The following is a 20101-nucleotide window of genomic DNA, read 5'->3' as shown; positions in this document are numbered from 1 at the left end:
TCTATCTATTTATCCATTATCCCATTTAAGATTTAATGCCCATTTAGTGTGTTTCCCAATTTTATAAACATATTTTTTAGTCCTTTCGTCGTGTCCTAAACGATTAATAAGATATTCATCAACCCAAATATATTTTTCAGTATCACCTAAACTCAATAAATCTCTTAAAATTTTGATTTGATCGTTATTAGGAATGAAATCATAAACATCAAAAATAAATATACCCTTATCTCCACTGTCTAAATTGATAATAGGAGTTTTAATAGTTCCTTTGAATTTATAGTCAATAAATTTAAAATCTTTCCAATGTAATATATCAGTAGAAATTAATTCCTCACAGAATTCTCTCCAAGGAGAAATTTCTCTATCTTCTTTTGAATTGTACCATTCTAAAAATTCTATTACATTAATACCTTTTACAAATATTCTTAAATCTCCTTTTGCTATTCCTTTTTCGGTCTCAATTAATCTATCGGATTTCACATCTAGTTTCTCAAATATTTTTTCTGAACCAGGTAACGTTTTATAAGCACCTCCAACTGGTTGAAAATAATCCCTATGATTGCTTTTTACTAATAAATATTTGTTGTCAATTTTAATTCTATACAAATAGGCTAACGATAAACGAATGTCTTTTTTGCAGTAAAGAAATTGGGTTTGATAATAAAATTTTAATTGTTTTATATTTTGCAATAATTGAAGTAATCCATACAAAATAATACCTCCTACAAGTTCAATCGAAAGATTAAAAAGTGTATTGGATAATTGATCATTTTCATTAGCTGGAAAAAGGGTTCTAAAAAGTATAAATCCGCCAAAAATTATTAGAACTACTATGTTTGAAAGTCTTGTTGTCATATTATTTTAGGGCTTGGTTTGACATTTGAAATTGTTTCCAGAATAATTTCAAAGCTTAATGCTTTGTCCGGATAAGCATTTGCGATTGCCTCTGGTAAAATTTTTAATCTTATATCTGAAAAAGAATAACCTAAATTTTCGTTCTTTTCTGGACTAGTGATATCTGCTAATTGATTTAATTGCTCTTCAGTAAAATCCAAACCTATAAGACTTTTAGAAAAAAGTTCTTTTCTTTCTTCTGTAGTTGGTCTTTCAAATTCTAAAATAATTGCAGCTCTTCTAATAATTGCTTCGTCAATAAAATGTAGTCTATTGGTTGACATAAAAACAACAGCTCTTCCATTCAATTCTCTAATTTCATCTATTTTCTGAATTAATGTGTTTACAGCAGCTTTTTCTTCCTGATGCATTTGAGATGTAGAACGCGTTGTTGCAATTGCATCAGCTTCATCTATTAATAAAAAAGCAATACGTTTTTTACCTGCCTGAACTTTTAATTCTGCAAAAGCATCATTAACCAAATTACCCATCTGTCCGTGTAATCCTTCTCCTCTTACTCTTGTACTTAATTTTAGAAAAAAACCTTCCTTTTTCAACTCTCTTGTCATTCTATCAGCAATTGATTCAGCCGAAACTGTTTTTCCAGTTCCAGCATCACCTGCCAAAATTATTAAAGGGTATTTATCCTTTAATTGACCAATAATTGGTAATTCAACGTGGTGGAATTTTTCACTCCATTCTATCAAACTATCTTGGTCTAATAATAATTTTAAATTGGAGTATATCCTATTAAATTTTGTATCAAATCCTATTAGGTATTTCGTTCTCTCCTGTATTTCCGAATTTGGTAAGTCGATTGTATTATCAAAAATTGTAGCCATTATTTATATGTTGTTTTTTGTAATTCGTAGCCCTTACTTCCATATAATTGCCCTTGAGAATTACTCAAATGAGGAAAAGAATTGTCTATATCAGTAGTACTCCAAGACAATTTAAAATTATTATTCTTTTGGAAATTACTTTTATCAGTTGCCGTAAGATCATTCCACTTTTTAGAAAAAGACAATATCACAGATAGATGTGTGTCAGGCAAATTACTCCAATCATTATTATTCCCTGCTCTTTCACTGGAAATTGCAGTTCCATTTGCATTTACAACAAATTTTGATGCTCTTAAAACAGTATTATTCTCATTTAGTAAAACAATATCTACCGATTTTAAATATTCATTTTCTGCATAAATCATAATATCGTTAAAAACATTATCAGTATAACTTACTTCCCATTTACCAGTTCTCCGAGCAATTGTTCTAATATCTGTTTCACATCCTTCAAATGTTTTTCTTATATCAATGACTGTATAAGTGGTTGTGTTTGTAATTGTATTGTACATATTTTTTATTTTATATTAAATGTTGGTCCAAAAACTCTTTTCCATTCCTCAATTGTATCTCCTTCAAAATTTTTAGATTGAGCAATATTAAGTGAATCAAATGCGTCTTCTGCTTCCGCTTTTATTTCTTTCCAAATTGTATTGTTTATTTTTTTTGAAGCATTATTTTCATTATTTGTATCATCAGCAATAAATATTGGAGATTGATATGATGGAATTTCATTTATAGCATTCTCAAAAGTAATTTCTGGAAAATTTTCAGAACTAACAAATTGAAAAAATCTAATAATTCCCTCTTCAATATTTTCTTCAACACCAAAATTTGCATCCAAATATGCTACAATCAATTCAATAACAAATGAAGAAATACCTGGTTCCGTATCTGTGGGGTTTATCTCTTTGTAGTTTTTCCACCATTTTAAAGCCCTAACAATTGAAGTATAAGAAGAATTATTTCTTCTTAATTCAAGATTATGCAATAAATGTTTAGAAACACTTGTAATGTATTTACCGCCTCCACCTCTTTGTGGTTGCCACACATAGTCAACTGGTTCGGAAAGAGGAACAACAGGAACAATATCTATTTGCAAACCAGTTCCAGTAAAAGTGATGGTGATTGATTTTGTATTTCCTTCAGCATCAACATCTTTATTAATGTCTTTTTGCGGATATATCTCTTCTAAATATTTGACGATAAAATCGTGTAATTTCTTAAGGTCATTTTGGATTTTATCATCTCCCACAACAAATAGAACTAAATCAATATCGATTGGGTGTTCTCCAGTAGGCTTCAATATTGTATGCTTTTTCCAAGAACCAGCTAATATATATTTAGAAACTTTTAGCCCAGTTCTATCGTCGTTTTTAATTTTATCTTCTAATTTTTGTTTTAAATTGTTTATCTGATCTCTATACTTTTGCATATTTTCAGGCTTCAATTTTATTTTATCAATAAAGAAATGTAATTGATTGTTGTCTAATTTCATAGGGTATGTTTTATTAATTATATCAAAGGAAAAACCTGTTTTTGAATTCAAAAATTTATTATTAAAACGAGTTTTGCCAATGCAAAACTCGTTTTTAATGACATTATTTCAATGCCTTTGCAATCAATGCTATTGCAGAAACGACTACAACAGTTACTGCTATCGCATTAACAAATTGAGCCGTTCCACCATAAACTGTTACACAGTTGTTTTTATAGCAAAGAGTTGCTTGTTCCCTAGTAGGGAACTTAATTAAATTACTCATTTTAAATAATTTGGTCGTTAATAGAATTCCAGACAACACCAAGCCGTGTCATATCAGCTTACCTAATAATTCGTTACTTTTCTTTAGTAACTCCTTTAAATGGCGTACCATCTTGCTTAACATCCATAAAACGGCCAGTATCAGCATCACGCTTTACCCACTGCTCTGTTTTCGGATTATAAGTCTGGCTACGGTCTTTAACCGCACCATTTCGATGACCATCACCAACTTTACCATTTTTTGCCATTGCATATATGATTTAGTGCAGCCAAACAATTTGAAATTGAGGTGTTTGACTAAAAACCCAAGGAATAATTAGGTAATAAATAGAATTCTATTACTTTTGCAGAAGAAATCAAACAGCTACCACACTTTTAATTTCAACTGACCGAAGCGCTATTCCAGTTTGCTTCGGTTATTTTTTTGTTTTTTCATAAGCCGTAATACTATCTATATTATAAATTAGTTTACTGTCTTTAGATTTCACCTCTTTTATAAAATTATCGCATTCTAATTCACTCATAATCTTTAATCTATAAGCTTCTAACAAAATATCCATTGTGGTCAAGTAAACAATATCATACTCCTCACAGTACAGCCTAATATCTTTTAAATTACTACTTGCTATATAATCATTTGTATTTCTTGCAACCGCCATACAAGCAGCTTCGCCATTACCTACAATCTTTTTAAGTCTCGAATATTCTTTAATTATTTCAATTTTATTAGGTATTGGTATCACATCAATTTTTGTGTATTCAATAAAATTACCCACAGGTATTTTATTACTGGGTCTTGCCATCAACTCCTCAAAAACTTTGTCAAGAATAACAAACCGACCAGGAAATATTTTTGGTAAAAGCAATTGCTTACCTGCTTTTATAAAATGGATAATGACATCACAATCCAATAATATTTTTGGATCATTAGATTTCTTTGTCATCTTCCTTATTATTTAAGTTGTCAATATCAATATTAATATCAAACATTAATGAGAGATAATGACTTTCCGAAATCTTATCTTTATCGAACAATTCTTTTGCTTTTATTCCATAATTCCCAACAACTTTAAATTCGTCAGTTTTACTATACAATCTGTCCGAATATCCGTGTTCAATAGCACTCTTTTTGACATCTTTCTTGTAATTAGAATAATCCGTTCGCAACAAACCTATTTTATCTAATCGTATTAAAAGTGCCGATCTTGAAACACCAAAGTATTGTTCTAATTTGATAATTGTTGCCAATGAGATTTCTCCACCCCAAGCCAACTCTTCTTCTGGAATTTGTTTTATTATTCCAACTTCCGGCATTAAAAAATAGGAACTAAAAATATCCGCATTATACTCTTCTCTATCTTTCTTATCAAACTTACCAGCTTTACACATTTTAAAACTAAAACCTTCTTGAATAAATAAATGATACAATTCGTGTCCAATAGTAAAATGCTGTCTACCAACAGGGTTTTTAGTATTAATCATCATAAAATTACTGCTTCGAGTTCGCAATGCCATTCCAGAGAATTCCCCATTCAATGGCTTAAAAACAGTTAGCACATCAAGTGATATTAATAATTTTTCAAAATCAATAGCACTATCATCGCTGATACCGCATTGACGTCTAAATTTATTAGCCCTTACTTCTAGTATTTTATCATTAAATGCTACCATACAAATTATTAATCTTCAAATAGTTTTTTACAATTTTACCGAAAGCTGCCATATTATCCATATCATCATTATCCATATCATCTTTTCTAAAAGCAAAAACAACTTCGGCAAGTGCATCATCAACATTATCAACAAAAAAAACATCTAATTCAACACCAAACAAATCTGATAATTTTTCTAAAACATCAAGTGGAATCTCTCTACCTTCATTTTCATAGAAACTTATCATTTCTCGTTTTATTCCTAAATAATTTGCGACTTTATCTTGTGTGTATCCATATTTTTCTCGCAAACCTTTTATTACTAATCCTGTAGTTGCTTCCATCATTTTTTAAATTATAAGGTTAAGTAATCAATTTTAATTCTCTAATTATGTTACAAAGATACTTATTTTTTTTAAATTACACATAATTGTACAAAAGTTATTAATCGAAATATTAAAAACATAGTATTGAAAACTACCCATTATCTCATTCAGCTGCACAAAACTTTCATTTAGTCCAAGTATTCCTAAACTCAAGTCTTTGTTTGCTTCATTTCGCTAATTACTTTTCCAATAACGAGAATATTCTTTTTCGTTCGGTTTAAAAAGGACGTTTTACATTTCAAAAGGCACTCCTTTGCCAACGCTCCAAAAAAAATTACTGTCACAGTTTTTGAAACAAAAACACGTATGCTTCGCAACTTGCGCCATTAATTTTTTTCCCCAAGCTGTGTTACATAATTGAGTATTATAGTTCATTACAAAGCTTTTATATTGTTTTTTTGGTTTTTGCAATGAAGCTATAATATCATTTATGTAAAACAGCCGCCACACCCAACGCGCAAGACAGTGGCTCCAGGACAGTCTTTTTTATTGCTTCCTCGCACCGGCCTGCAATAAAAAAAACCATCCTTCGCCACTGTCATTAACAACGTTCGCCATTTCATAAGAACTTTTACTGAACTACCTAGTTTCAAGGACGTTCACGGTCACTGTTTTTAGCAACTTGATGTTTAATGCGGTAAGTTTTTGCATTGTTTTTGTGCGTGTCGCAAATTGCTTATCAACTCCATTTCAAACATTCACGATATAGGAATAAGCAATTTGCGACACCCACAAAATCAAGAGAAGCCAGCAAGAGTGTGGTTTTTTATTTGCCAGAAAACCCAAAGTAACTGCTTCAGCGGAAAAGCCGATGCCATACCGTTCCTAAATATAAAGTTGTCCAGCCCGAAGCATTGTCTTTCTTTCAAGTCTATGGCATCGACTTTTCCACAAAAGCAATCAAAAACACCCCAGTAAGCAAATAAAAAACCACACACTTGCCTGCGCTACTGCCCCATCGCACTAGGTATTGTTTTTTCATTGTTTTTGTAAGTATTGAAAATCACTTGAAAACCTGTAGCATAAAATTGAAAAACTCCGTAAAGTCATTTTCAATACCCACAAAATCAAGTCCAAGAAAGAGTATGGATTTTCAAAACAGAAAAATAATTGGAATGGATTTTATATTTCTTTTTTCTGTTTTGAAAATCCACACACTTTCCGAAGACGACCCTCTATCTCATCAACGTTTTCAATCTGTCTTAAATAGAAACACCTCGGTCAAAAAGAAAATAAAAAAATAAATAAAAGAAAGTAAAGGTAAGCTCCGGTTTCAAGAAAGTAAAGTTCAAGCCTCCGGTTTTTATAAAAAAATCTCCACCCTAGCCATTTCATAACAAACTTCCGATTGATGAATCACGCCTCCGTTTCTAAGGACGAGTCGGGTAGTATTTTTTTATAAAAAAACTTGACTTTCTTGAAACCTCCACTTGAAGGACGACTTTCTTTTTTTTCTTTTTTTTCTTTTAAAAATTTTATGTGTGCGGAGCGTAGCGAAGCACATCCCTTAAATCCGAAGCTATGCCGAATTTCATCATCAAGACCCACCGAAAAGATACTGCTTACTCAAAACCCCATTTATTCATACTTAACAAGGGGATGAACAGCGGGAAGCCCCAAAAAGAACAGTTCACAAACAGTTTTGTAGTCATTTTTGAGAAAGAAGAAGATTGTGAAAGCTTATTTTTTGTGGCGTATAGTTTATGGCAAACAAAATTCTGGCATCCATTCCTGATTGGTTCGGTTATTCCCTTTTTGAGACTTCCAGACTTCAAAAAAGAGTTTAATCCACAAGCCAGTTTGATGATGCTGGAGCACGAGCAGCATCTAAAAAATGTTGCAGCTCTCAAACTTTTGGAGAAAAAAGAAAAACAATACAAAGAGGATATGATGCTCATAAATGACATCCGTAAAGCCATTTTGTACCGCTATTGCAGGAAATAATTTTTATTAACCTAAATCTATACTATGAAACTGTTCATTCTATATCAAACCGATAACTGGAAATCCAAGACATCAAGAGTGTGTTTTGGTGTTTTCGACACCAGAGCCAAAGCCATTGACAGCGCAAAATGGCAAGAATTATACAACCACAATTCCGAAGTGGTAGTTTTAGAAGTTACGCTAAATCTATTTGAAGAAATATGATTTTTAGCCACAAAAAAAGCCCATTCCTTGCGGTTTGGGCTTCAATATGGTCTAATCCAAAGGTCACCACAACTAGAATTAGACTATTTTTTGTGCTTCTTGATGAGGTATTTGAGTAGCATCGATATTACAAAACTGACAATCGCTCCAAGAGCAGCTAATATAATCGTTTTTAAAATATCTTCCGAATGTAAATTCGGCAAAACACTCAAAAAAGTACCTCCGGCTGTCCCCATCAGGGTATGGTTACTGTTGGTCATCTTCGCTTGGTGCCAAAACCGCTTCCCCTGTGGTCAGCTGGCTTACCGCCGAGACAACACCTCCAGCAACAGCTAGATAACCACCAACAGTAGTCAAAACAACTGGCAAAGCAACTGGAGCAGCCAGGATCGTTCCGCCAATGGCAGCCATAGCCAATCCAATATTTCGAAGCACTTTAAAAAATTTAGGCGTTGGAGCTTTCACTCGTTTTATAATATTCATCTTTTCTCTTTTTTTGTCATTCCCTCAAAAGAAGGAATTAGTAATTCCTGTTTGTCATTCCCTCGAAGGCGGGAGCCACAATTAATTCAACACTTTCTTTCTGATCTAAAACTTTATAAACCAAGTCTTTTAATTTAGTAAACGCTTTTCGAGACATAAGACCTAAACCTGGTCCAGAAAGTTTTGTTACTGGAGCAATACATCCATTTAATTCTTGCAAGGCGTTATTGGCTGGATGAAACAGAATTAAACTTCTGCTTTTTACTTCCAAAACCTCCAAATGCCATTGAAATTTCTTGCTGTATCGTTTTCTTATAAAATATTTCCCTTCCGGAATGCAGGAAACCTTCGTTTCGTTATTCTTCCAAGGCAATTCAATCGTGTTACAAATGAATTTACCCTCGCATTCGAGTTTGCCATTGGTTCCATCAGGGAAATAAGTTCTCGATAGTTGTAAAACCATCTTATAATCCGCTCACTTGAACCAATGCCAATGGGTTGTAAGCACCATTTTTAAGGGCATACATTTGACCATTAACTTCTTGGTAGAATTCCACTCCTAAAGCCAAAAACAAAGGTTTTGTACTGGCTGGAGTAACTGCATTCACGTGGTTGATGGCAACTGTTGCCACAGCATCCCAAGGTAAAATGGCAGTTTCAGAATGTGCTTCAACAAAAGTTTCCGCTTCAAAATCAATTTCTGCTCCTGCAGATATAATTTTGAAATGTGTGGTTCCTATCGGTGCAGCAATCATATTCGCCGGAATAAACGAATCCAAATCAACAGTAATCTCACCAGATGCACGATCAATTGTTCCCACAAAAGGAGCGAATAAACTGGTGCCCAGTTTTCCACGAATATTGAATTCAAAACCTGCTAAAAGCTCCGCTTCACCATCAATTACATTTCGCAAACCTCTCACGCTGATTAAATCAGCTTGGATAACTTGCATCATTCTTTGAGTTAAACGGCTTACCATTCTGCCATCGGCAGAATTCAAGAGCAAAGCTCTCAAAGCCGTTCTCAAAATCTTTCCTGCTTTCCCAGCTCTACCAAATTCAGAACCATTTTCACGTGTTCTTTGGAATGCAGGATCGCTCGCAATTCTGCTCGCATCTATTCCACCTTTTTCACGCGCCAAATGCCCGTCCTGGGTTTTGTAAAAAGTAATATCCCCGATAGTACCTTTCAATTTAATTATGCCTTTTTGCCTTGCCATAATTTCTAAAAATTAAGTTATTAAATCATTTTTTTCCTTCATTCCGAATACTCGTTGCAACTAAATCTTGAATGATTTGAGAACAAATTTTAGTCAATTAAACAGAATAAAAAAGCAAGGATAGTTCCATATGTCGCATAGCGACATAAATGGCTTAAATCGACATAAATGCCTGTCAAAAAGCATTCAAAAACATAGTAAATTGCGGGAGAAAATTACATTTCAAAAAAACTTACTTTTGTATAATCTTAAACTTTACTAATCAGTAGGTTTAAGCTAATCAAAGCCTAGTCAAAGGCATAGATAGTGTATGAAATTTGAAAAACAGAGGGTGTGCATCTATCCGAAAGACATACAGCGCATAACGGGAAAGAGTTATCGTCAAAGTACTAGATTGATGCAAAAAGTAAAAACTGACCTCAACAAGCTCGAAAATGAGTTTTTAACTATCGAAGAGTTTTGTTTGTATGCAGGATTAAAATATGAACAAGTAGCTCATTTGATTTTTGGTTAAAATGTGGATAATATCCCAACTCCATTTTAAACCATTTTAGATAAATATAGTATTAAATAACTAGTTCATTTTTTAGTCTTGATACTTTAATATTCAGATTATTATGCTTATATTTGACTACTTTGAATTTAAGATAATTGTAATCCTAATAAAGAGGTGTCAGTCGAGGTGTCACTTAAATAAAATGCTTTGCGAAGTATTGATTTTATTGGTGGCTTTTGTAGTTGACAAATCCCTCTTTCTCCGCGGAATTAAAACCCTAACGATTGATTATCAATTAGTTAGGGTTTTTTATTTACTGAATATCCCTACATTATCCCCACAATCATTATATTTTGAGCATAAAAAAACCACCATTTTACAGGTGGTTCTTGAAATAAGTATCTAATAATTTTATGAAGCCGTACCAGAGCCGATATAGATACTATTTGATAATTGTGTTTCTTCTGCGTTCATAAACGAAATAAACAACTGTAAATCATCTCCAGCATAACTATTAGGTATAATCACCGTTTGAGATAAATCTACACTCGTTGCTCCATCAGTGATTAATACACTTTCCCCCGATCGCTCGGATATGTAATAAATATACTTGGTTGGATAGCGGTTGGATAGTAGCGGTTGGATAGCGCAGAATTGCATTCTGTGCCCACTCCAATTGGCAACTAAAACAAATCTAACAAAATCACCTCTAATTCATAATCTAATCCTGCATAATTTCTTGCCGAACTAAAATAATAATCTTCAGAAATAATAACAATTTAATCTTCCAAGAGCGCAATTAGTTTTTGAGAATTGTACCCAACAGATTTTCTCTAATCTTCCACTCCATTTTAAACTAATCCAACTACTCTACGAAAACGATATAATCGATAAAATTGCGTATATGATAAAAAACAAGTGTTAAAATTTAGAATTTTATCAAAAAACTAAGTTTAAATATCAAAAATACATTATCCTCATTTAGTTTAAAAAATACATTTGTATAGAGTTATTAGCCGTTTAGAAAAATAATACTACTGAAAGCAATAACTATCAAACACTTATTTCTTATTCTATTAAAGACCAAATAATACCATCGGATGAAAAATAAATCATTCTTAGCCTTCGACCTTGGCGCTACTAGCGGACGTACCATTTTAGGAACAATTGAACAAGGCCGACTTCAAATGAAGGAACTTAGTCGTTTTCCAAATCATGTACTTCAAATTGGAAATCACATTCACTGGAATATCTATTCCTTATTCGAACATCTAAAAGAAGGACTCGTTGCTGCCAAAAGAGAAGGGGTCGAAATTGCATCGATTGGCATTGACACTTGGGGAGTTGATTTTGTTTTACTTGCCGAAGACGGTTCTATACTTGGAGCACCTTATGCGTATCGTGATCCTCATACTGTCGATATGCCTGAAAAATATTTCGAATTAATTTCTCGTGAAAAAGTCTATGAACTCACCGGAATTCAGGTAATGAATTTTAACAGTTTATACCAACTTTTTGCACTAAGTCTAGCTAACAATTCTCTGCTCAAAAGTGCTAAAGATATGTTGTTCATTCCCGATGCCTTAGCCTATATGCTTACCGGAAATAAAGTGGTGGAATATACTGTAGCTTCAACGTCTCAACTATTAAACCCTCGAACCAAACAATTTGAAAGCGAATTACTTTCGAAAGCTGGAGTTTCGCCTTCAATCCTTGGAGAAATTGTAATGCCAGGTCAATTGATTGGAACACTTAAAGAAGATATAGCTTTAGAAAGTGAATTAGGCAAAATAAATGTTATTGCGGTGGCAGGACACGATACTGCTGCAGCCGTGGCAGCCGTTCCCGCAACAAACGAAAATTTTGCTTACCTCAGTTCTGGAACTTGGTCTTTGATGGGAATCGAAGTTAAAGAGCCAATTATCAACGAAGAAACCTTTGATTTGAACTTCACTAACGAAGGCGGAATTGAAGGAACCACTCGTTTTTTGAAAAATATTACTGGCATGTGGCTTCTAGAACAATGCTTGAAAGATTGGAAAACTCAAGGCATTACCTATGCCTACGAAAAACTAGTTCAAATGACAGCTTCAGTTCCTGCTTTTCAATCATTAATTGATCCGGATCACAGTTCATTTGCTAATCCTAGTTGTATGACAACGGCTATTGCTACTTATTGTCGTAATACGAATCAAATCGTTCCTTCAACTCACGCTGAATTTGTTCGTTGCATTTTTGAAAGTCTTTCCCTAAAATACAATTATGTCCTTGGAAAACTCAAAAACTTATCTCCTTTCGCAATTGAAAAATTACACGTCATTGGTGGTGGATCGAAAAATCCTTTACTAAATCAATGGACTGCAAATGCTACCGGAATTAATGTAATTGCAGGTCCTTCTGAAGCTACTGCTATCGGGAATATCATGATTCAAGCTAAAGCTGCTGGCGATGTAAGTTCACTACATGAAATGCGTCAGATTATTGCCAATTCAGTACCATTAGACGAATTCACACCTGAAAATTCATTTGTTTGGAACGAAGCATATGAAAAATTCTTGGATATAACCCAACTCCAAAAAGAAACATTCGAAAATCAAATCTAAATTAAAAACACATCATAAGACAAATTATAAAATAATGAAAAAGTTAGATATTAAATTAATGCACCCTGTTGAGCAAATCAATATGGTAATCGGAAGAATTTACGAAAAAGGAATGACTACTACATCAGGTGGAAACATTTCGATAAGAGATAAAAACGGAGATATTTGGATCACTCCTTCAGCTGTTGATAAAGGAGATTTGACTCCAAAGGATATTGTTTGCGTCAAAAAAGATGGAAGCATTGTAGGTTTGCACAAGCCATCATCTGAATTCCCTTTTCATAAAGCCATTTTTGAAGCGCGTCCTGACATTAACGCCATCATTCACGCACACCCTCCTGGATTGGTAGCTTTCAGCATCACTCGCCAAGTTCCCAATACCAATATTACTCCCCATTTCCGTTCGGTTTGCGGTAAAGTAGGTTATGCACCTTATGGTTGTCCGGGAAGTGAGGAATTAGGCCAAAAAATTGCGGATCAATTTATTGGTACTGACAGTAAAGCAGTAATTATGGAAAATCACGGAGTGGTGCTAGGAGGTTCAGACATGCTGGATGCCTACCAACGATTTGAAACTTTGGAATTATGCTGTTGCACCATCGTAAGTGCCGGAAAATTGGGTAAAGTAAATGTATTGACCGATGAACAAATTCTACAGTACAGAGCACAAATTCCTTCAAAAGCCACTCGTTTCTCAGATCCAGGATATCCATCAGATGAATTGGCCATAAGAAGAGATATGGTAAATATCATTCACCGTGCTTGTGAGCAAGGATTAATGATTTCAACTTTTGGAACCGTTTCAGCGCGTTGGAGTGGAAATGACTTCTTGATTACGCCTCACAATGTCTCTCGTTGGAACATTACGGCCGATAATATCATTCAGGTTAAAAACGGAATGACCGAAGACAATAAAAATCCAAGTTATCAAGTGCCATTGCACCAACGTATTTACGAACAAAACCCGCACATCAATTCCATCATCATGACACAGTCACCTAATCTGATGGCTCACTCGATTAGCGGAACCAAATTTGACGTTCGAACCATTCCAGAAAGTTGGATTTTCCTTCAGGATGTACCTTCGGTTCCTTTCGGTTCTTTATTCGATGATATTGATGGTATGGCAAATATGTTTGACAAAAACCGTGTTGTTTTAATAGAAAATGACTGCGTTGTGGTTACAGGAGACAAACTACTAAACACTTTCGACTATCTTGAAGTAGCTGAATTTAGTGCCAATTCACTTGTAATGGCTGCGTCTGTTGGGCCTTTATGTCCAATGGGAGATGCTGAAATAGAGGAATTGAGAGTAGCCTTTAGCGCAATAATTAGATAAATTAAAAATAAAAAATATTATGAGTTCCATTAAACGAATTATTTTAAACGAAACGTCCTATTACGGTGCAGGAAGTCGTTCTGTACTTGCCGAAGAAATTAAAAAAAGAGGCTTGAAGAAAATTTTTATTGTAACCGATAAAGATTTACTAAAATTTGGAGTAGTCGAAAAAGTGACCTCTATTTTAGATGCAGCAAAAATTGAATACACTATTTTTTCAAATGTAAAACAAAACCCAACAGTTGCCCAAGTAAAAGAAGGCGTGCTAGAATTTAGTACATCGGGCGCTGATGCGATTGTGGCAATCGGTGGAGGTTCGCCAATAGATACTGCCAAAGGAATTGGAATTATATCCAACAATCCCGAATTTGCCGATGTGGTTTCACTAGAAGGTGTTGCCAATACCAAAAATAAATCCGTTCCGATTATCGCTTTGCCAACCACTGCTGGAACGGCTGCCGAAGTAACCATCAATTACGTGATTACCGACGAAGAAAATGTAAAGAAAATGGTTTGCGTTGACCCAAATGTTATTCCAGTTCTTTCTATTGTAGATGCCGAATTAATGTTGAGTTTGCCACCAAGTTTGACAGCTGCAACAGGAATGGATGCCTTGACCCACGCCATCGAAGGATATATTACCAAAGGAGCTTGGGAAATGTCGGATATGTTTGAATTGAAAGCTATCGAAATGATTGCTAAACATTTGCCAGTAGTTGTCAAAAATCCTTCAGATGTAGTAGCTCGCGACGGAATGGCGGTTGCCCAATACATCGCAGGAATGGGATTTTCGAATGTTGGATTAGGTTTGGTACACGGAATGGCACATCCACTTGGAGCCTATTATGACATTCCACACGGTGTTGCCAATGCTTTATTATTGCCAATTGTTATGGAATACAACACCGAATCGTCTATTGCCAAATATGTAGATATTGCGCGTGCTATGGGAATAAAAGTAGATCATTTATCACTTTCAGAAGCGGCTCAAGCGGCAGTTGAAGCTGTGAAAAACTTGGCTATTGAAGTAGGTATTCCAGAAAAATTACAATTGTTGAATGTAAAAGAAGAAGATTTGGAGCGTTTGTCTCAATCTGCTTTTGAAGATGTTTGCACGCCAGGAAATCCTCGTGAAGTACAATTAAACGACATTTTAACACTTTATAAAAAAGCATTTTAACTTACCACAAATAAAAAAATTAAAAATAATGAAAACAGAACAAATTAATCAAGCATTTGAATATGCCAAATCAAGATATGCTGGTCTTGGAATCGATGTTGAAAAAGCAGTTGCCGAAATGGATAAATTATCTATCTCGCTTCACTGTTGGCAAGCCGACGATGTAACTGGTTTTGAATCGGGCAATGACGAATTAACAGGAGGCATTCAAGTTACAGGAAATTATCCTGGAAAAGCCAGAACCATTGACGAACTTCGTGCTGATATCGACAAAGCAATGTCATTAATTCCTGGCGAACACCGAGTAAATCTTCACGCATTGTATGGTGATTTTGGAGGAGAAAAAGTAGATCGCGACCAAATCGAAATCAAACATTTTCAAAGTTGGATTGATTGGGCAAAAGAAAAAGGATACAAATTAGATTTCAACGCCACTTGTTTCTCTCACGAAAAATCATCAGAAGGTTTTACATTATCACATCCTGATCCAGCTATCCGTCAATTTTGGATTGAACACGTCATTCGTTGTCGCAAAATTGCTGAAGAAATGGGACGTCAATTGGGTTCAAAATGTATTCACAACATTTGGATTCCTGATGGTTCCAAAGATTTAGTGATTGACCGTTCACTATACCGTCAAAATCTAAAAGATTCATTAGACAAAATTTTCGAATACAAAACCAATGACGAACTAATGCTAGATAGTATCGAGTGTAAATTATTCGGTATTGGAAGCGAAAGTTTTGTAGTAGGCTCACACGAATTTTATATGGGTTATGGCATTGCTAATAACAAAATGATTACACTCGATGCTGGCCATTTTCATCCTACCGAAGTCATTTCAGATAAAATATCTTCCTTATTGTTGTTTACACCTGAAATCTTGCTTCACGTAAGTCGCGGTGTTCGTTGGGATAGCGATCACGTAGTAATTTTAAACGACGAATTGCAAGCCATTGCACAAGAAATTACTCGTGCTAATGCCCTAGAAAGAGTTCACGTAGGTTTAGATTTCTTCGATGCTTCCATCAACAGAATTGGCGCTTATGTTATTGGAGTTCGTGCCACTCAAAAAGCATTCTTGCAAGCTTTATTAGAGCCAACGGTTCAATTGCGTTCTTATGAAGCAAATGGTCAAAATTTTGAGCGTTTGGCTTTGCTAGAAGAAGCTAAATCCTTGCCTTGGGCTGCTGTTTATGATTACTATTGTGCATCAAAAGGAATTATTGCTGCCGAAAATTATATTTCAGACATTCAACAATATGAAAAAGAGGTAACTTCAAAAAGATAATTATACTGCTCCCCAATTTCTAATTAATAAGAGATTGGGGAGTTTTTTTGATTTTATTTCTAAAGTTAAAACGGTATTATTAGCTATATTTGTAATGAAAACTACCCTAAAATTTACATCCTGAATTTTTTATTTGATGCTTAATAAAGACCTCAATAATAGTGTTAATTACCCCATATCTTCTGAGGAAGATGAGTTATGGGGTTTGACCATTACCACAGTTGGACGCCAAAATATTTGTGAAAAGGAAAACTATCCTCCCGAAAAACATCCTGTTGGTTATTTTTTCGATGTAGAAAAAGGCCGTGTTCTAAATGAATATCAACTGTTGTATATCACAAACGGCAATGGAGTCTTTACTTATGGCAATTCGAAGCAATCTTGTTTCATTACCGAAGGAAAAATGTTTTTTTTAATGCCTGGAGTTTGGCACACATACAAACCATTAGAAAATTCGGGTTGGAATGAATATTGGATTGGTTTTAAGGGCGAAATCATCGAAAAAATTGTAAAAGAAGGCTTTTTCTTGAATAAAACTCCCGTATTTAATCTTGGTATGAATGAAGAAATCATCGATTTGTATTACAAAGCGATAGAAATTGCCAACGAGGAACGTTCTGGATTTCAACAAGCACTTTCTGGAATTGTGATGAATATTTTGGGTTTGATGTATTACCGAAACAAAACAAGAGCTTTTGAAGATCAAGAGCTTATCAACAAAATCAACAAAGCCAAAGTAATGATGCGCGAAGATGTATATAAAAACGTCACCGCCGAGGATATTTCCAAAAATTTGGGCATTAGCTATTCTGGTTTTCGTAGAGCTTTTAAAGAGCTAACAGGAACTTCTCCTTCAAAATATATGTTGGAATTAAAACTCAATGAAGCCAAACTTTTATTGAACAATACCAATTTGCCCATCAAAGAAATATCGTATAGCTTAAACTTTGAAAACCCTGATTATTTCCCTATTTTCTTCAAAAAAAGAACAGGAAAAACTCCCAGCGAATACAGAAATTTTGCTTCCAATGGGAGTTAGATTATTTAAAAAATCGACTTATTTTTTTTCGATGCAATCCACAGCAGTAAACTTAAATTTGACTTTATCAAAGTCTATTGGTTTGCCTTTTGCAAAGTAAGATGCGCCTAAATAAGTTTCTATTTGACCGTTACCCAATATCAGTTCCTCTCCCCTTTTTAAAATAGCAATTGGGTTTTTGAAAGTATTCGCACCTAAAGCAAAAGTATAATCGGCAAACAAGGTATCTCCTCGCATTTCTCCAGCAATTTTACCATCTTTAACTGGCATATCTGCAAATTTCATCACCATATCTCCTGAAACTTTATTGTTTTTTAAAGTATTAATTTTCAAATTAATGGTGTCTTTTTCATAAATGGCTTTATAACATTTTACCTCAATTGGTTTTTCATTCAAAGTTTGAGCATCAGCAGCTTTCTGATTTTTATTACAACTTCCGAATGAAACACAAACTAATAGTAAACCAAACAAACTTAGATTTTTCATAATAATCCATTTTTTAATTTAATAATGTGGCAATAGCCAATGCTAAAATACGAAAAAAAGCGAGTAATTAAACTTTATATAACGGTAATTATAATTGTTTTTTAAATTTAAAAAAGAAATTTTGTTCCCTAAAAAAAACCTTAAACCATCATAATCGATTGGTTTAAGGTCTTTAAATTATAGAAACTGAAATTGGCTATTAAAACAAACTTCTTTTAATTCCCATTTCTAATCCACGCAACTCAGCAAGCCCTCTCAGACGGCCAATTCCTGAATAACCTGGATTGGTTTTTTTATTCAAATCGTCCAACATTTGATGTCCGTGATCGGGACGCATCGGGATGATTCTACCCGTTTGTTTTTCCATTTTAATAATAGATTTTACCACTTCATACATATCGACATTTCCTTCTAAATGATTGGCTTCATAGAAGTTTCCTTCTTCGTCACGTTGAGTGCTTCTCAAATGAATAAAATTCATTTTCTCACCATTTCGATCAATCATTCCTGACAAATCATTCTCGGCAATTACTCCATAAGAACCGGTGCACATACAAAATCCATTAGAAGGAGAGTTAATGGCATTGAGAAGTTGTACCAAATCAGCTTCGGTGCTTACTACTCTTGGCAATCCTAAAATAGGATAAGGTGGATCGTCAGGATGGATGGCCATTTTTACGCCAACACTCTCGGCCACAGGCACGATTTCACGCAAGAAATAATATAAATTTTCTTTTAATTTATTGGCATCAATTCCATCATATCCTTGAAGTACTTTTAAGAAATCTTCAACTGTATAGGACTCTTCTGCTCCTGGCAAACCTGCAATAATATTTTGTTGCAATTTAATTTTATCAGCATCAGTCAATTTTTCGAAAGTAGCCTTGGCTTTGGCTTTCTGAGCGTCAGTATAAGTATTTTCGGCTCCAGGACGTTTTAAAATAAACAATTCAAAGGCTGCAAACTCATTAATATCAAAACGCAAAGCTTTTGAACCATCTGGCATTTCGTATGATAAATCGGTTCTAGACCAATCTAAAACAGGCATAAAATTATAACAAACAATGTGAATTCCACAACTAGCCAAGTTTTTGATACTTTGCTTGTAGTTTTCAATATATTTCAAATAATCGCCTGATTGTTTCTTAATATCCTCATGAACTGGAATACTTTCGACTACTGAAAAAGTTAATCCAGCCGCTTCCACTTCATTTTTACGCTTCATAATTTCTTCTACTTCCCACACTTGACCATTTTTGATATGATGTAGCGCAGTCACAATTCCGGTTGCTCCAGCTTGTTTGGCATCCGATAATTTTACTGGATCATTTGGTCCATACCATCTCCATGTTTGTTCCATAATTTATATATTTTTAATTATAATTAAATACTTGTAGCTCCAAAACCTCCATCAACATGAACCACAACACCCGTTACAAATTTTGACATATCGCTACATAAAAACAACAATACACCATCTAAATCTTCCGGCACACCAAATCTTCCCATTGGAGTATGATCGATAATTTTTTCACCTCTTGGAGTTAATCCACCTTCAGGGTTTAGCAATAAAGCTCGGTTTTGTTCTCCAATAAAAAATCCTGGAGCAATGGCGTTTACACGTAATCCTTCACCATATTTACCCGCTAATTCTACAGCCATCCATTTGGTAAAATTGTCGATTGCTGCTTTTGAAGCCGAATAACCAACTACTCTAGACAAAGGTCTTTGAGCCGAAGCCGATGATAAATTGATTATAATTCCAGATTTTTGTTTAGCAAAAATTTCAGAAAACACTTGCGAAGGCAACATGGTTCCAATGATATTCAAGTCAATCACTTTTTGCAAATGTGCCAATTGCATATCATAAATAGCCTGATCTGGCCCAATAGTAGCTCCGGGCATATTTCCTCCTGCTGCATTAATCAGAATATCTAACTTTCCGTATTTCTCTATTACAAAATCTCTAGCCACTTCTAGTTCTTCTTTGTTTAATACGTTAGCCTTTACTGCAAATGCTTCGCCACCATTATTTTTAACCCTTGCAACAGTAGCTTCCGCTTCTTCTAATGTAAGTCCCACAATTCCTGTAATTACGCCTTGTTTTGCTAAAACTTCGGCCATATTACCTCCTAAAACACCGCCACCACCTGTTATAAGGGCAACTTTTCCTTTTAAATTAAAAATTGAATTCATTTTTTGTGTATTAATTTATTATTGTTTTAAAAAATAGTTATATATTCGTGTACGCACACGGCTTATGCAAATATATAAAAA

At 34.2% G+C, this 20101-nt stretch carries 24 protein-coding genes and 1 pseudogene; 7 read left to right on the top strand and 18 right to left on the bottom strand.

Annotation, left to right across the window (positions count from 1 at the left end; translation table 11 throughout):
• Window positions 1–9: 9 nt before the first annotated feature.
• The 9 genes from C3L50_RS14135 to C3L50_RS14105 all read right to left on the bottom strand — a co-directional run bounded on the left by C3L50_RS14135 (window position 10) and on the right by C3L50_RS14105 (window position 5500).
• Complete coding sequence (locus C3L50_RS14135) at window positions 10–858, bottom strand: SMODS-associated NUDIX domain-containing protein (RefSeq protein ID WP_103806830.1); 849 nt, start codon at window positions 856–858, stop codon at window positions 10–12.
• On the bottom strand, window positions 855–1739 hold the full coding sequence (locus C3L50_RS14130) for an AAA family ATPase (RefSeq protein WP_103806829.1): 885 nt from the start codon (window positions 1737–1739) through the stop codon (window positions 855–857). The genes C3L50_RS14135 and C3L50_RS14130 overlap by 4 nt, the downstream gene beginning before the upstream one ends.
• Window positions 1739–2251 (bottom strand): HORMA-1 domain-containing protein, encoded by a 513-nt coding sequence (locus tag C3L50_RS14125; RefSeq protein ID WP_103806828.1) that lies wholly within the window; start codon window positions 2249–2251, stop codon window positions 1739–1741. The genes C3L50_RS14130 and C3L50_RS14125 overlap by 1 nt, the downstream gene beginning before the upstream one ends.
• A 5-nt stretch (window positions 2252–2256) precedes the next feature.
• Window positions 2257–3237 (bottom strand): CBASS oligonucleotide cyclase, encoded by a 981-nt coding sequence (locus C3L50_RS14120; protein WP_103806886.1) that lies wholly within the window; start codon window positions 3235–3237, stop codon window positions 2257–2259.
• Window positions 3238–3340: 103 nt separating this feature from the next.
• Window positions 3341–3502, bottom strand: a complete 162-nt coding sequence (locus C3L50_RS16375; protein ID WP_165784020.1) for a hypothetical protein — start codon at window positions 3500–3502, stop codon at window positions 3341–3343.
• A gap of 73 nt (window positions 3503–3575) precedes the next feature.
• Entirely contained in the window at window positions 3576–3749 is a 174-nt protein-coding gene (locus tag C3L50_RS16370; RefSeq protein WP_086440623.1) for a hypothetical protein, read from the bottom strand.
• 168 nt (window positions 3750–3917) lie between these two features.
• Window positions 3918–4445, bottom strand: a complete 528-nt coding sequence (locus tag C3L50_RS14115; protein WP_103806827.1) for a hypothetical protein — start codon at window positions 4443–4445, stop codon at window positions 3918–3920.
• Window positions 4429–5172, bottom strand: a complete 744-nt coding sequence (locus C3L50_RS14110) for an ImmA/IrrE family metallo-endopeptidase (RefSeq protein WP_103806826.1) — start codon at window positions 5170–5172, stop codon at window positions 4429–4431. Before C3L50_RS14110 ends, C3L50_RS14115 begins: the two co-directional genes overlap by 17 nt.
• Window positions 5159–5500 carry a helix-turn-helix domain-containing protein gene (locus C3L50_RS14105; protein WP_103806825.1) on the bottom strand — a complete coding sequence of 114 codons (342 nt, stop codon included), beginning with the start codon at window positions 5498–5500 and terminating at the stop codon, window positions 5159–5161. Before C3L50_RS14105 ends, C3L50_RS14110 begins: the two co-directional genes overlap by 14 nt.
• A gap of 1560 nt (window positions 5501–7060) precedes the next feature.
• Between C3L50_RS14105 and C3L50_RS14095 the strand changes: the two genes are divergently transcribed.
• Window positions 7061–7483 carry a DUF6943 family protein gene (locus C3L50_RS14095; protein ID WP_103806823.1) on the top strand — a complete coding sequence of 141 codons (423 nt, stop codon included), beginning with the start codon at window positions 7061–7063 and terminating at the stop codon, window positions 7481–7483.
• 24 nt (window positions 7484–7507) lie between these two features.
• Complete coding sequence (locus tag C3L50_RS14090) at window positions 7508–7687, top strand: hypothetical protein (RefSeq protein ID WP_103806822.1); 180 nt, start codon at window positions 7508–7510, stop codon at window positions 7685–7687.
• Between the two features lie 83 nt (window positions 7688–7770).
• Here the strand turns inward: C3L50_RS14090 and C3L50_RS14085 are convergent, their stop codons facing one another.
• The 6 genes and pseudogenes from C3L50_RS14085 to C3L50_RS16635 all read right to left on the bottom strand — a co-directional run.
• Entirely contained in the window at window positions 7771–7947 is a 177-nt protein-coding gene (locus C3L50_RS14085; RefSeq protein WP_103806821.1) for a hypothetical protein, read from the bottom strand.
• A complete protein-coding gene (locus C3L50_RS14080) occupies window positions 7934–8170 on the bottom strand; it encodes a hypothetical protein (protein ID WP_103806820.1) in 237 nt (78 codons plus the stop codon). The genes C3L50_RS14085 and C3L50_RS14080 overlap by 14 nt, the downstream gene beginning before the upstream one ends.
• Window positions 8171–8207: 37 nt before the next feature.
• Window positions 8208–8633 carry a DUF5675 family protein gene (locus C3L50_RS14075; RefSeq protein WP_103806819.1) on the bottom strand — a complete coding sequence of 142 codons (426 nt, stop codon included), beginning with the start codon at window positions 8631–8633 and terminating at the stop codon, window positions 8208–8210.
• A gap of 1 nt (window position 8634) precedes the next feature.
• Window positions 8635–9390, bottom strand: coding sequence for a hypothetical protein (locus tag C3L50_RS14070; protein WP_103806818.1), 756 nt, complete (start codon window positions 9388–9390; stop codon window positions 8635–8637).
• Between the two features lie 907 nt (window positions 9391–10297).
• The gene (locus C3L50_RS14060; protein WP_103806816.1) at window positions 10298–10546 is read right to left on the bottom strand and encodes a DUF6266 family protein; all 249 of its coding nucleotides are present in this window, start codon (window positions 10544–10546) and stop codon (window positions 10298–10300) included.
• Between the two features lie 23 nt (window positions 10547–10569).
• Window positions 10570–10653: pseudogene (locus tag C3L50_RS16635) on the bottom strand (REP-associated tyrosine transposase); the annotation flags it as partial.
• Between the two features lie 333 nt (window positions 10654–10986).
• Here C3L50_RS16635 and C3L50_RS14050 point away from each other — a divergent pair.
• From C3L50_RS14050 to C3L50_RS14030, 5 genes are all read left to right on the top strand, one after another.
• Window positions 10987–12489 (top strand): rhamnulokinase, encoded by a 1503-nt coding sequence (locus C3L50_RS14050; RefSeq protein WP_103806815.1) that lies wholly within the window; start codon window positions 10987–10989, stop codon window positions 12487–12489.
• A gap of 34 nt (window positions 12490–12523) precedes the next feature.
• Window positions 12524–13828, top strand: a complete 1305-nt coding sequence (locus C3L50_RS14045; RefSeq protein ID WP_103806814.1) for a class II aldolase/adducin family protein — start codon at window positions 12524–12526, stop codon at window positions 13826–13828.
• 19 nt (window positions 13829–13847) lie between these two features.
• Window positions 13848–15008, top strand: coding sequence for a lactaldehyde reductase (fucO, locus tag C3L50_RS14040; protein WP_103806813.1), 1161 nt, complete (start codon window positions 13848–13850; stop codon window positions 15006–15008).
• A gap of 28 nt (window positions 15009–15036) precedes the next feature.
• Window positions 15037–16299: an L-rhamnose isomerase gene (locus tag C3L50_RS14035; RefSeq protein WP_103806812.1), complete on the top strand. Its 1263-nt coding sequence runs from the start codon at window positions 15037–15039 to the stop codon at window positions 16297–16299.
• 136 nt (window positions 16300–16435) lie between these two features.
• The gene (locus tag C3L50_RS14030) at window positions 16436–17338 is read left to right on the top strand and encodes an AraC family transcriptional regulator (protein WP_103806811.1); all 903 of its coding nucleotides are present in this window, start codon (window positions 16436–16438) and stop codon (window positions 17336–17338) included.
• Between the two features lie 18 nt (window positions 17339–17356).
• Here C3L50_RS14030 and C3L50_RS14025 read toward each other — a convergent pair whose 3' ends face one another.
• The 3 genes from C3L50_RS14025 to C3L50_RS14015 all read right to left on the bottom strand — a co-directional run bounded on the left by C3L50_RS14025 (window position 17357) and on the right by C3L50_RS14015 (window position 20020).
• Window positions 17357–17824 carry a hypothetical protein gene (locus tag C3L50_RS14025; RefSeq protein ID WP_103806810.1) on the bottom strand — a complete coding sequence of 156 codons (468 nt, stop codon included), beginning with the start codon at window positions 17822–17824 and terminating at the stop codon, window positions 17357–17359.
• A gap of 199 nt (window positions 17825–18023) precedes the next feature.
• Window positions 18024–19184 carry a mannonate dehydratase gene (uxuA, locus tag C3L50_RS14020; RefSeq protein WP_103806809.1) on the bottom strand — a complete coding sequence of 387 codons (1161 nt, stop codon included), beginning with the start codon at window positions 19182–19184 and terminating at the stop codon, window positions 18024–18026.
• A 23-nt stretch (window positions 19185–19207) separates the two neighbouring features.
• A complete protein-coding gene (locus C3L50_RS14015; protein WP_103806808.1) occupies window positions 19208–20020 on the bottom strand; it encodes an SDR family oxidoreductase in 813 nt (270 codons plus the stop codon).
• Window positions 20021–20101: the final 81 nt, after the last annotated feature.

The sequence above is a fragment of the Flavobacterium alvei genome (assembly GCF_002920895.1).
Classification (GTDB): Bacteria; Bacteroidota; Bacteroidia; order Flavobacteriales; family Flavobacteriaceae; genus Flavobacterium; species Flavobacterium alvei.
The sequence above is the reverse complement of the archived record's forward strand: the minus strand, read 5'-3'. Positions and strand labels throughout refer to the sequence as shown.